The organism is Paenalcaligenes sp. DL 309 (genome assembly GCF_057475285.1).
In genome coordinates this window covers 151,975-164,650 of record NZ_JBYBKW010000001.1, presented here as the reverse complement: position 1 = coordinate 164,650, position 12,676 = coordinate 151,975, and the positions used below count along the sequence as shown (strand labels likewise).

Sequence of the window (12,676 nt, the reverse complement as noted above, 5' to 3'; positions counted from 1 at the left end):
GTAATTTTACATGTAATACCTACGTATGCATACTTAATGAAGTAAAAGTGAATTAGGAGGAAGACATGGTTACAGAAAGAGCAACATATTATCAGCAATTAAAACAAGAAAACTTGGCTCCATTGTGGTTATCACTTAGTAATTTAGTACCCCCTCAGCCCACCCCTAAGGTTGTTCCTACGATTTGGAAATATGAAGATCTACGCCCCTATGTCATGCAGGCAGGAGAGATTATAAGCGCCGAAGAAGCGGTACGTAGGGTGCTGGTATTAGAAAACCCAGGGTTACCCGGAAAATCCAGTATTACCTCAACGCTTTATGCAGGTTTGCAACTTATTTTGCCTGGAGAAATCGCACCTAGTCATAGACATACGCAGTCTGCTTTGCGTTTTGTGATGGAAGGTAAAGGCGCTTGGACAGCAGTGAATGGGGAGCGTACTTCGATGACTCCAGGGGATTTCATCATTACCCCATCTTGGAATTGGCATGATCATGGGAATCCCCGTTTGGCAGACGGGGGCGAGCCGGTGGTGTGGTTAGACGGCTTAGATATTCCTTTATTAGTGCAGTTAGACGCGGGGTTTGCGGAAAATTTAGGCCAAGATATGCAAGAAATTCAACGTCCTGAGGGCCTAAGTTACTCTCAGTTTGGCCATAATATGATGCCAGTGCGTCATCAGGTCACAGACCCCACCTCGCCCATATTTAGTTATCCTTACAGTAGAACGCGTGAAGCCTTAGAACAGCTTTATCGTTTTGAGGAAGTAGATGAATGGGACGGGGTGAAGCTGCGTTATATTAACCCCACCACGGGCGGTTGGCCTATGCCAACTATGGCAACGTTCATGCAGTTTTTGCCTGCGGGTTTTACAGGGCGCACTTATCGCTCTACTGATGCCACGGTGTATAGCGTAGTTGAAGGTGAAGGTGTGGTCCATATTGATGATTCAACATTTTCTTTTTCACCACGAGATATTTTTGTGGTGCCATCTTGGGCTGCAGTACGTTTAGATGCGATCACAGATGCGGTACTATTTAGTTATTCAGATAGGCCAGTCTTACAGGCTTTAAATCTGTTGCGTGAGTCACGAGAGTGATGATTAGTAAGTAATACACCTATTTATTATTTCGTTTTAGTTTTATAAGGTTGATGATTATGACTTATGTTTTTACCCCACCAGCACTGACGACGGTTCCCGTAGTTAATAGCGAAAAAGAAGTTGCGGTACGCCGTGTGTATTGTGTAGGACGTAATTATGCTGCACATGCGGTAGAAATGGGTTTTGATCCAGACAGAGAGCCTCCTTTTTTCTTCTGTAAACCCGCTGATGCTGTGGTGCCAGTGGCTGAGGGCGAAGAGTATGATCTGCCTTATCCATCTAAAACCAATAATTTGCACTATGAAGCCGAGCTAGTTGCTGTTATTGGTAAAGCCGGAGTCAATATTAGTGTGGATGATGCGCTTGATCATGTTTGGGGCTATGCTGTTGGTCTTGATATGACACGTCGTGATTTGCAGATGCAAATGCGTGAGATGGGGCGTCCTTGGGAAATTGGTAAAGCTTTTGATTTTTCTGCACCCATGGGGCCTATTTATCCAGTAGAACAAGTGGGTCATATTAGTTCAGGAGCCATTGGATTAACAGTAGATGGTGAGCAAAAACAGTTAAGTGACGTTAATAAATTAATTTGGTCAGTGGCTGAAACCGTGGCTTACTTATCGACTTTGTTTGCCTTAGAACCCGGTGACTTAATCTTTACTGGTACGCCAGAAGGAGTAGGCGCGGTTGAGAAAGGGGAACAAATGCGTGTGCAGGTAGAGGGCTTAGGCGATTTAGTTGTAAATGTAGTTTAAGAGGTTCTTTTATGAAACTTTATAGTTTTTTTAATAGTTCCACCTCTTACCGAGTTCGTATTGCTTTGGCCTTAAAAGGCTTAAATTACGATTACGAAGGGGTGAATATTCGCACACAAGCAAACCGTGATGCGGATTATGTAACCAATGTTAACCCTTCGGCGTCCGTGCCCGCCTTAGATGATGATGGTTTTGTACTGGGACAATCTTTAGCTATTATTGATTACTTAGACCAGCGCTATCCAGAGCCTCGGTTAATCCCCTTGGAGCCTGAGTTACGGGCGCGAGTGCTGGAGTTCTCTTCAGTTATTAGCAGTGATATACATCCCATTAATAACTTACGCGTTTTGCGTTATTTACAAGAGGAGCTGCAGATTACTGATGAACAAAAGAAAAAGTGGTATGAGCATTGGGTACATGAAGGCTTAGCTATGGCTGAGCGGCTCTTGAAAGCACATCGTCAGGGGGATTGGTGTTTTGGTGATAATCCCACCTTAGCTGATTGCTGCTTAATACCGCAGCTTGCTAATGCAGAGCGTATGGGGTGTGATTTAAGTCCTTTCCCTCGGTTGCTTCGTGTTTATAAACATGCGGTTACTCATCCTGCTTTTCAAAAAGCTGAACCAAAAAAACAACCTGATTTTATTGCCTAGAAGAGGATGAGTTATGACTGCAAAAAATTTAGCCAAGGTAATTGTTGTAGGTGGTGGTATTGGTGGTTTAGCCACAGCATTAGCACTAGCTAAGGAAGGTGTTCAAGTCGAGTTATTAGAAAAAGCCAACCAAATAGGTGAGATAGGCGCAGGCATACAGTTGGGAGCAAATGCTTTTGCTGCACTAGATGCGCTAGGTGTTGGAAATGTTGCCAGAGATAGGTCCGTTTTTACTCAACACCTGAAAATGATGGATGCGATCGATGCTAAGCCTATTGTAGAGATCGATGTTGGGCAGCCCTATCAGGCGCGATTTGGTAACCCTTATGCAGTCATTCACCGCGTTGATCTTCATCTAACCATTTTAGAAGCGGTAGAGAAAAACGCGAATATTAGCTTTAAAACTTCAACTGAAATCTGTGACCTTTGGCAAGATGAAAAAGGCGTTACAGCCATCGATCAACATGGCTATGAGCATAAAGCCGCTGCCTTGATAGGCTGTGATGGCGTGCGCTCAGTCGTGCGAGGTAAAATTGTTGGTGATGAGGTTAAGGTCACTGGCCATGTTGTTTATCGTGCTGTAGTTGATGTGGAAAATATGCCTATGGAGTTGCAGCAAAATGCACCGGTAGTCTGGGCTGGTCCACATTGTCATCTGGTGCATTACCCTTTGCGTGGTGGCCGTCAATATAATCTAGTCGTGACATTTCATAGCCGTGAAACAGAGGAGTGGGGTGTTAGCGAAGGCAGTCAAGAAGAGGTGCTTTCTTACTTTAAAGACATTCATGAGCTGCCTTTACAAATGCTAGACAAGCCAGACTCATGGCGACGTTGGGCTACTGCAGACCGAGATCCCGTTGAGAATTGGAGTGAGGGCAGAATTACTATCTTAGGTGATGCCGCTCACCCAATGACCCAATATTTAGCGCAAGGTGCCTGTCAAGCGCTGGAAGATGCAGTCACCTTAGGAGCTGCTGTTAAAGCGCATGACCTTGACTTTGAAAAAGCATTCTTTCACTATGAGCAAGTTCGAATCCCCCGAACGGCTCGCGTCTTATATTCAGCCCGAGAGATGGGGCGTATTTATCACGCCAAAGGGGTTGATCGCTTAGTACGAAACTCAATGTGGGTTGGGCGTACTCAAGAGCAATTTTATGATTCACTACAATGGCTCTATGGATGGAGTGCTAAAAACTGCTTAGATTAATTACGAGTAGATTAATCACTTCTAAAATATTTGTATAGTACAATATTAGTTGAATTTGAAAGTAAAAAAGGAGAGGGATATGATGAAAAGCTTGAAGAAAAAATACTGGGTAAATCTTTGTTTAATGGGTGCTGGTCTTGCTTTAACTGTAGGAGCACAGGCACAAACACTAAAGTTAGGGCACGTAACGCCACCTACGCATGTTTGGCACCAGGTCGCTGAGAAAATTGATGAAAATGTACAGAAAAACAGCGATGGTAAGTTTAAGGTGGATGTGAACCCTCTAAGCAAGCTTGGAAGTGAAGCACAAATGGTTAATTTGCTCCAGTCTGGGGCCATGCCATTAGGTATTTTAACTGGTGCTTTTGTGGCGAATCGTGAAGAGTCATTATTAGGTTGGTCTTTGCCCTATCTATTTGACGATGTAGAGGACGCAACCAAAGCCACAGAACTAGAGGCCGCGCAAGAGATGTTAGACAACCTAGACAAACAAGGTTTGGTTGGTCTTGGTTATGTGTTTGCGGGTATGCGCCATATCTTAGCTACTGAACCTATTACTAGTCCTGAGGATTTGAAAAATAAAAAAATACGTGCTTTCCCTAGCTCTATTTTTAATGATTGGTGGAATGCTAACGGTGCTGCACCGACAGCAATGCCTTTATCCGAAGTAGCTCCTGCTTTAACAACCAATCTCTTAAACGTGGTTGATGTGGACTTAGATGCCTTAGTTGGTATGAAGCTGCATCAACAAGCACCTTATTTAAGCTTAACTAATCAAATGGCTTTTATGGGTGTTATTGTTGCTTCAAAGCGTTATTGGGAGCGTTTGGATGCGGAGCAGCAAGCCATGTTGTTAAAATCTATTAAAGATGCTGAGAAATGGGGTTTTCAGCGAGCTATAGAGGCAGACATAAATAACTTAGCGCTTTTAAAAGAAGATGGTATAGAGATTCAAGAGATTGACTTACAGCCCTTTATGGCCATAGGTGAGGAAATTACTCAAAAATACATAAAAAGTAATCCATTACGAGCTAAGTTTTACAATCAGGTTAATGAGCTAAAAAATTAATAATAAACCTACATACTCTCTATATTTATAGAGAGTATTTTTTGGAGAGTTTGTTATGGCTTTTATTTCTATTTTAAACAAGATAGATACATTTTTTAATAAAATAGAAAAAATTCTTTTGTTTATTTTTGGGCTATCTCTATCTCTAATAATGATATCTCAAGTTATATTTAGATATTTCTTTAACTCTCCTATTTTTTGGGCAGAAGAGATCGCAGTGCAGTTTTTAATATTTATTACTGCATTTGGGCTTTCTTGTCTTGCAAAATCTAAAGGTTTAATAAGTGTTGATTTTCTATTAATAGCACTAGGTGATAAATATAGTTTTGTATTGAAAATAGCTAATGATTTTCTTTTTTTAATTCTTGTTTTTTTCTTAGTATATTATTCTTGGGATTGGGTTTTAAGAGCAGATACTCAAATGGAAATGAGTGGCACTACTAATCTACCAAAATGGTATACCTATGCTTCTTTTCCTATTGCCTTTAGTTTACTTTTATTTCATCAAATAGTTATTTTTCTTAATCATTTCTTTTTGAAAAATAAAGAGGAGATTGCATGATAGTTCTTATTCTTTTCTTTATTTTATTGCTTACAGGCTTTCCAATTTTTGGATCTATTTTGGCTGCTGCTATTGTCTTCATGGCAGTGAGTGATTTATCTATACTTTTTGATGCCGTCCCTTTGCAGTTGTACAGTGCTTTAGATATAAATAGCCTACTTGCTATACCTTTGTTCTTATTGGTGGGTGAGGTCATGAATAAAGGGGGGTTAACACAAAGACTTATTGCTGTAGCTGAGTTGGCGGTAGGGCGATTACGTGGAGGCATGGCGTATGCCAATCTCATAACTAATGCCATGGCAGCTTCTATATTGGGTTCAGCCTTAGCACAGATAGGCGTGATGAGTCGTATCATGGTGCCTGAGATGGAAAAGCAAGGGTATGAGAAAAGTTTTTCTTGTGCTGTTACCGTGTCAGGAGGTTTGCTAGGACCAATATTCCCGCCTTCAATGCTAATGATTATTTATGCTGTTGTTTCAGTGCAGCCTATAGCGCCTTTATTTATAGCAGGAATCCTACCCGGAATTTTAATTTTTATTGCATTATGTATTGTAGTATTTATTTATAGCATAGTAGGTAGTAGAGTTCCGAAGGTAGAACGAGATAAGAAAAGAGAAAAAACCATTAAAAAGATTTTAATAGATGGAATTTTACCTGGGTTAATTCCTATTTTTGTAATTGTAGGTATATCAGCTGGCGTAATGACCCCTACTGAGGCGGGTGCGGTAGCAGCTCTTATTTCTTTTTTAATTTGCTTTGCTTATAAAGACATTAAAATAAAAGATCTTTATGAAATATTCATTTCAGTTTGTCTATTAACCGCCACTATTTGTAGCTTAATTGCCGCAGCAACGTTATTGAGTTGGGTTTTGACTTTTGAAGGTATTCCTGATCAGCTTGTGCAAAGCATAACTATGCTGACTCAGTCACCCTTTATATTTATGCTGTTGGTAATTGCATTATTAATATTTTTAGGTTTGTTTTTAGAAACAATTAGTGTACTTATTGTTTTAGTTCCTATATTAATGCCTGTGGTTGCAGAGTTAGGCATAGATCCCATACAGTTTGGTGTTCTTGTTGCCGTAGCCACTACCGTAGGCGTGATTACTCCCCCAGTGGGGCCTGGTTTATTTGTGGTTATGGGGCAGTCAAATGTAGGAATGGGGGCTTTAGTGAGAGCAGTTGCTCCCTTTTTAGTAGCTGTTACGTTGACCTTGGTGTTAATTGCTGCCATACCAGAGATCTCTACTTGGTTGCCTAGCAAAATTGTACGCTGAGTATAATTCGTTTTAGCTAAACGCTATACTAGAGTTGTAACTGATGCGTCAGTTATGTGTAGAGTACTTTTAGATCAATTAGATCAGGAGGATATATGTCAGGTTCTATTGAAGGCGTTGTAGGTGCAAGCCTAGCCATTGAAAATGCCGTGCTGATGCAAGAAAAAGATAATGCATTACTTAAAAAGGTATTAGAAGGGCAAGAAGCCACTATTTTAGGGTTAATTGATTCCGCCATGACGGGACCCCAAGAGTTGGCATTAAGTGGAATGGTAGGCACTAAGCTGCATGTTACCGCCTAATCAAAAGCAGCCCATATTAACCGCATTTTTTTTGGTGTTGGTGGGTGTTTGTGCTGCACTTCATGTTTGGAAATTACCCCCAGCACTTCCGTCACTCCAACGTGAGTTAAATCTTAATTTGGTTGAGTCTGGTTTTTTATTATCCAGCGTGCAGTTTGCAGGCATGACCTTAGGCTTAATCACTGGGCTTTTTGCAGAACGTATTGGCTTACGTCGGTGTATTCTGATTGGTTTAGCCATCTTAAGTTTGGCCTCATTGAATACCACTTTCTTTCATTCTAAAACTATGTTTTTACTTAGCCGCGCCATAGAAGGGTGCGGCTTTCTTATGGTGGTCTTGCCAGTTCCTGCCCTTATTAAACGTTTAGTTCCTGCAGATGCTCTTAGCCGTATTATGGGGCTATGGGGTTCTTATATGCCCGCTGGCGCAGTGATTATTTTGTTAGGAGGTTCTTGGCTAATTAGTATTAGTTCGTGGCGTACTCTTTGGTTGCTGTTAGCTAGTGTTACTTTGTTAATGTTTTTATTCGCACTGGTTTTGATTCCTCAAGATAAGGCAGAGTATAAAGTAAAACGGGTTTCTATTATTAGTATGATTGCCACAACCTTGGGTGCTAAGTCCGTCTGGTTAGTGGCTTTGATTTTTGGAGTTTATGCGGCGCAATGGTCTGCTGTGATTGGCTTTTTACCTACTATTTATGCCAATGCTAATATCTCTGGACCTACTGCCGGGTTTTTAACCGCTTTAATTGCAGGATCTAATATTATTGGTAATGTGATGGCCGGTCGATTACTGTATAAAGCGGTTAGTGCTCCGGTATTAATGACTATTGGTTTTATTACCATGATCATTACAGCTTTTGTGGCCTTTGGTCTGGGCTTAGGGGCCACGGCACAATTTTTTGCAGTCCTTTTGCTTTCTATAGTCGGCGGATTAATACCTGCCACATGTTTTGTATTAGCCGTTAGCTTCGCTCCTACCCCACAAACCACCTCTTCTACCGTAGGCTGGGTGCAGCAGTGTTCCGCCATGGGGCAATTTATAGGCGCCCCTGTGGTGGCTTGGGTAGTGAGTCTCTTAGGGGGGTGGCAATGGGCGTGGGTGGCGACCATGACGTTTGCGTTGTGTGGCTTAGTGATGGTTTTCTTACTCAGCCGCACAACGTCTATCAGCGCTAATTAATTATTGTGATTAGCCGCCTGAGCCACCGCATCCACCATATGTACATTTACGGGAGCGGCGGTGCCGTTTTTATTGCGGCCGAAGTGTAGCACGGTCTGCGGGTAGGGGATTTCAATACCAGCAGCATCAAAGTGCTGTTTAACCAAACGATTAAAGCTGCGTTGTACTGCCCATTGCATACCGGGCGTGGTTTTGATGAGGGTACGAATTCTTGCACCCTCATGGCCTAGAGCAGACACACCAGGAATCGTCATATCTTCTAAGATAGCATCTGCAACTTCCTCATCTTTTTTCAAATCTTCAAAAGCGGCCTCTAAGTGTACAACCGCTTCATCCACAGATTGATCTAAACTGATAAAGTACTCACCTACATGATAGCCATAGTCACGCGTATGGTTTGCCACACAATCAATACTAGAGAAAGGCACTAAATGGTAGCCCCCATCTAAGGTACGAATGACTACTGAACGAATGGTGAGCTTTTCCACCACGCCAAATAAGCCTGCCACTTCCACTACATCGTTTTGGTTCATGCCGTTTTCAAGCTGAATAAAAACGCCGGTAATCACGTCTTGTACTAGTTTCTGCGCCCCAAAACCAACCGCTAAACCAATCACCCCCGCACCAGCAATCAGTGGACCTATGTCTATGCCAAATTGTGAGAGCACAATAAGCGCTGTAAGGGTAACAATGACAATGGCTAAAGCGTTACGAAATAGCATGAGTAGCGTTTTTTCGCGCTCAGTTGGCATTTTGCTGCCGGAGCTAGCAAGACGGTGTTCAATAATACTGGCGAGTACCGTCCAGCTTAAAGCAGAAATAATAAGTACCAATGCTACACGTATAAGCGTGCTTAACATGGCTTGGCCTTGCGCGGAGCTAAACCACGTTTTTAGACTAAGTAGCTGCCATGCATCAAAAATGCTGAGTAATACGCCAGCAAATACCACAATACGCACTACACGAAAAATAGCGGGAAGATACGAGTTTAAGCGCTCTTCAAGTAATGGAAAAGACTGATTCCAGTGCGCTGATAAGTGCAAACGGTATGTTACCAAGGAGTTTAAGAGTAAGGAGAGAACGCTCCCCACGATTATGGCTAATAAGGTTTGAGCACTGGCATTAGCCATAAAGCCCAAAGCGTTTTGTTGGTCTGCTTGGGTGACCACAAAGAGCACAGTGAAATAGAGTAGGGCCAACCATATCCAAAGCTTAGCAGTAATACGTAATACACTACCCATAAAAGCACTTTGGGAGTTTTCCGTGTTCTCAGCTAAATGTAAAAGTGTATCGGTAACGGATTTTCTTTTGCTCCACAACACGCGTACAGCATAAATGTAGACGGCTAAAATCAATACCGCCCCCACCACATTTGCTAGCGCTGCAGACAGCACATTTTCTAAAACCGGCACCAGCACTAATAAACCGTATCCACCCACAGTAACTACCGTAGCCACCCAACGATTCCAGTAGTTAGCGTCTTTACTGCTAATAGGCACTAAGCGTAAATGATCATAACGGGTGGAGAAAATAGCACGGCTCACCGTTTTCACCATTTCTATGGCAAAGAAAGCCGTTAAAAACTGCATGCTTAGCAAGGTAGCATTCTGTGCGCTTTGTGCAGTAGGTAAGGCTAATACCGCCACATAACCCACTAAAGCAGCTACTACAAAAGTGAGCACATCAATAGCAAAAGCAAAGATCACAGCAGCGAGCTTACGCATTTGCTGATAGCGCACTTTGAACTGGTTTAAGACGCGATGTGTGTCAGAAGCTTGGGGAATGGGAGGAGTGTCTGTAGTGATTTCCTCTTCTGTTTGAATGTGAGCAAACTCGCTGCTGACATTATCACTTAGCTGCTCAGTTAGTTCTTTTTCTTGCTGCGCTTTGCTTGCTTCGGCGAGCTGTTCACGCTCAATATGGCGTTTGTTTTGTGCATGTTGCACTTTATCTAACTGAGCTTGAGAAGGTTGGCGTTGCGCCCATTTATCAATATGGGTAAATAGTGGATGCGCCAGCCGGCGGCTAATCAGATAAGCGAAAATAACCGTGATGATGGTGAGGAGCAGATTAAAGAGCGCGGTTTGCCAAAAGCGCACTTTTTGTAGATGTTGTACATCACCACTACCTAAAGGGCGTACGATTTCCCAAGATTTCATCACATCACTACGTAGGTTTTGAGCAAACATTTGTAGGTGTGCCACAACGCGATTGGGTTCGTTAATAGCCGGTTGATATGCTAGACCGTTTGCTGGTTCAGTAATTACAGTAGTCCCTTGCTCTGCTGTAGCATTTTCTTTGGCTAAGGTTCGTAATTCATTAATGAGTTTATCGCGTACTTTGTCATTAGCTAGCACTTCGGCCAGAGCGTCATAGCTAAGCTGAGATTCAGGGTTTTCAGTGGCAGCAGTTTCGTTCTGCGCAAAAGTCCCTGAGCTAAAAAGCAGGCTTATTAAAGTAAATAAAAAAGCGAGCAGGGGTGCTCGCAGATTTAAATTCTTTGTACAGTAGGGGGTAGCGTTCTTTGGCATAAGCGAATCTTATAGGATTACTTTAGGATTAATTACTCAATAGAGATATATAGGGTAGCATTGATGAATGAATAATCCTAAGATAGAACGGCATTTGTTAATAAATAATAGTTAAGGAGTACACAGTATGAAAAAAATTCTTTCTATGTCATTAGTGGCTATAGCGATGGGTTTTAGCGCCACAGCGGTGCAGGCAGACACTCTCATGGTGCCTATGTTTTTGGTTGATGAAACCGGTACCACCGAGCAGGTAGGTGATGTAGCGGTTACCGTTTCTGATTATGGTCTTGTATTTACCCCGGCTATGCAAAATCTAGAACCCGGTCTACACGGTTTTCATGTGCATGAAAACCCGAGCTGTGAGCCATCAGAAGTAGATGGCAAGAAAGTGCCTGCAGGTGCTGCGGGGGGTCATTGGGATCCAGAAGGAGCTGGTCAGCATGGTGAGCCATGGGGCACAGGTCATATGGGTGACTTACCCCCGCTGTTTGTGGGTGAGAATGGCGAAGCCGTACAGCCTGTGCTTGCACCGCGGCTTGATAATGTAGATGATTTGCGTGGCCACTCGCTCATGGTGCATTTCGGTGGTGATAATCACTCCGATCATCCTAAGCCTTTAGGCGGTGGCGGTGCGCGCATGGCGTGTGGTGTGATTAATTAATGATTAATAAAAAGGTGGGGAGGACCCACCTTTTTATAATACTGTCCCAGTTAACACTAAGGTAGCGGTAGAAAAATAAATAATTAAACCTAATACGTCTACTAAGGTAGCTACCAATGGTGCAGACGCACTGGCGGGATCAAAACCCACGCGCTGCAGTATAAATGGCAGCATAGAGCCAATACTCGACCCAAAAGTCACAATTCCTATTAGGGAAATCCAAATGGTAAAGGCTATGAGTAGATAGTACTCACCGTAATCAAAGAGCCCTGTGTGTTGCCAAATGAGGATGCGTATAAAACCAATGGCCCCCAGGCCTGCCCCTAAGGTGAGACCAGTAGGCATTTCACGTATTAACACACGCCACCAGTCTTTAAGTTGTACTTCTCCTAAGGCCAAGCCACGGATAAGCAAGGAGGTGGCTTGAGATCCCGAGTTACCTCCCGAGCTCATAATAAGCGGGATGAACATCGCCAATATCACGGCTTGTTCCAAGGCCATTTCGTAATGCTGCATGGCACTAGCTGTGAGCATTTCACCTAAAAATAAAACCGCTAACCAGCCACCCCGTTTACGTAGCATGGTTTTAAAGCTCACGTCTAAATAGGGCTGATCAATATGTTCACCACCCCCGAAACGTCCTAAATCTTCCGAAGCTTCATCAATAAGGGCGTCAAGTACATCATCCACGGTCACAATTCCGATCACTTGTTCGGCATCTACTACGGGTAAGGCTAAAAAGTCGTGTCTACGAATGAGTCTGGCCACGTCTTTACGATTCGCATAAGGATCAATGGTGACAGGGCTTTGATCGGAAGCCCATAATTCGGCGAGGGGCAGCTCAGCATCGGCGCAAACCAGTTTACGTAATGGCAGAACGAAGCGGAGTTTTTCTTGCTCGTCTACTACGTAGATGGCATAAACGGTTTCGCGGGTGCTTTCTACTTTTTTAATATAGGTTAATGTTTGACCTACCGTTCATGTGATAGGGACTTGGATGAACTCCGTCGTCATGATGCTGCCCGCACTGTTTTCGGGAAAGCTCATCAGGCGTAAAATAGAAGAGCGCGAAGCTTGGCTCAACAAAGCCAGTGTTTTCTGTCTTTGGGGGGCATCCAGATCATTTAATAACACCACCATACGGTCTTCGGCCACGTGGTCTAAGACATCGGAATTACCAATTTCTGTTAAGTAATTAGTTAGAACAACTCCATGCTTGAGCTCTGGATTATCTAAGAGCTCTACAAGTTGAAAGTTACTCAGTTGAGCGGCTAATTTTAAAGCCTGAGGGCTTTTTAATTTATTTATATAACTAACCGCATCCGCTATATGAGGGATGCGGTTATATACATCTAAAGAAGGTTTCATTTAATTTA

At 42.9% G+C, this 12,676-nt stretch carries 12 protein-coding genes and 1 pseudogene; 10 read left to right on the top strand and 3 right to left on the bottom strand.

All coding sequences use genetic code 11. The features are described 5' to 3' along the window. The first annotated feature begins 65 nt into the window (after positions 1-65). The 9 genes from gtdA (at position 66) to AC2UZJ_RS00705 (ending at position 8,108) form a co-directional block, all read left to right on the top strand. Positions 66-1,097 carry a gentisate 1,2-dioxygenase gene (gtdA, locus tag AC2UZJ_RS00745; RefSeq protein WP_486948208.1) on the top strand — a complete coding sequence of 344 codons (1,032 nt, stop codon included), beginning with the start codon at positions 66-68 and terminating at the stop codon, positions 1,095-1,097. A gap of 59 nt (positions 1,098-1,156) precedes the next feature. Further along, positions 1,157-1,855: a fumarylacetoacetate hydrolase family protein gene (locus AC2UZJ_RS00740; RefSeq protein ID WP_486948207.1), complete on the top strand. Its 699-nt coding sequence runs from the start codon at positions 1,157-1,159 to the stop codon at positions 1,853-1,855. A gap of 11 nt (positions 1,856-1,866) precedes the next feature. Next, a complete protein-coding gene (maiA, locus tag AC2UZJ_RS00735) occupies positions 1,867-2,508 on the top strand; it encodes a maleylacetoacetate isomerase (protein ID WP_486948206.1) in 642 nt (213 codons plus the stop codon). A 13-nt stretch (positions 2,509-2,521) separates the two neighbouring features. Next, complete coding sequence (locus AC2UZJ_RS00730; RefSeq protein WP_486948205.1) at positions 2,522-3,715, top strand: 3-hydroxybenzoate 6-monooxygenase; 1,194 nt, start codon at positions 2,522-2,524, stop codon at positions 3,713-3,715. A gap of 79 nt (positions 3,716-3,794) precedes the next feature. Continuing rightward, the gene (locus tag AC2UZJ_RS00725; protein ID WP_486948204.1) at positions 3,795-4,784 is read left to right on the top strand and encodes a TRAP transporter substrate-binding protein; all 990 of its coding nucleotides are present in this window, start codon (positions 3,795-3,797) and stop codon (positions 4,782-4,784) included. Positions 4,785-4,839: 55 nt separating this feature from the next. Then, entirely contained in the window at positions 4,840-5,346 is a 507-nt protein-coding gene (locus AC2UZJ_RS00720; protein ID WP_486948203.1) for a TRAP transporter small permease, read from the top strand. Next, the gene (locus AC2UZJ_RS00715; RefSeq protein WP_486948202.1) at positions 5,343-6,623 is read left to right on the top strand and encodes a TRAP transporter large permease; all 1,281 of its coding nucleotides are present in this window, start codon (positions 5,343-5,345) and stop codon (positions 6,621-6,623) included. Before AC2UZJ_RS00720 ends, AC2UZJ_RS00715 begins: the two co-directional genes overlap by 4 nt. A 95-nt stretch (positions 6,624-6,718) precedes the next feature. Continuing rightward, positions 6,719-6,925 carry a hypothetical protein gene (locus AC2UZJ_RS00710; RefSeq protein ID WP_486948201.1) on the top strand — a complete coding sequence of 69 codons (207 nt, stop codon included), beginning with the start codon at positions 6,719-6,721 and terminating at the stop codon, positions 6,923-6,925. Continuing rightward, on the top strand, positions 6,912-8,108 hold the full coding sequence (locus AC2UZJ_RS00705) for an MFS transporter (RefSeq protein ID WP_486948200.1): 1,197 nt from the start codon (positions 6,912-6,914) through the stop codon (positions 8,106-8,108). Before AC2UZJ_RS00710 ends, AC2UZJ_RS00705 begins: the two co-directional genes overlap by 14 nt. On the opposite strand, the gene AC2UZJ_RS00700 is transcribed toward AC2UZJ_RS00705, so the two are convergent. Then, entirely contained in the window at positions 8,105-10,639 is a 2,535-nt protein-coding gene (locus tag AC2UZJ_RS00700; RefSeq protein WP_486948199.1) for a mechanosensitive ion channel domain-containing protein, read from the bottom strand. The genes AC2UZJ_RS00705 and AC2UZJ_RS00700 overlap by 4 nt on opposite strands. A gap of 127 nt (positions 10,640-10,766) precedes the next feature. Between AC2UZJ_RS00700 and sodC the strand changes: the two genes are divergently transcribed. Beyond that, complete coding sequence (gene sodC, locus AC2UZJ_RS00695; RefSeq protein ID WP_486948198.1) at positions 10,767-11,300, top strand: superoxide dismutase [Cu-Zn] SodC; 534 nt, start codon at positions 10,767-10,769, stop codon at positions 11,298-11,300. A gap of 33 nt (positions 11,301-11,333) precedes the next feature. Here sodC and mgtE read toward each other — a convergent pair. Then, a pseudogene (gene mgtE, locus AC2UZJ_RS00690) lies at positions 11,334-12,266 on the bottom strand (magnesium transporter); the annotation flags it as partial. Between the two features lie 12 nt (positions 12,267-12,278). Continuing rightward, positions 12,279-12,668, bottom strand: coding sequence for a magnesium transporter MgtE N-terminal domain-containing protein (locus AC2UZJ_RS00685; protein ID WP_486948197.1), 390 nt, complete (start codon positions 12,666-12,668; stop codon positions 12,279-12,281). Between the last annotated feature and the right edge of the window lie 8 nt (positions 12,669-12,676).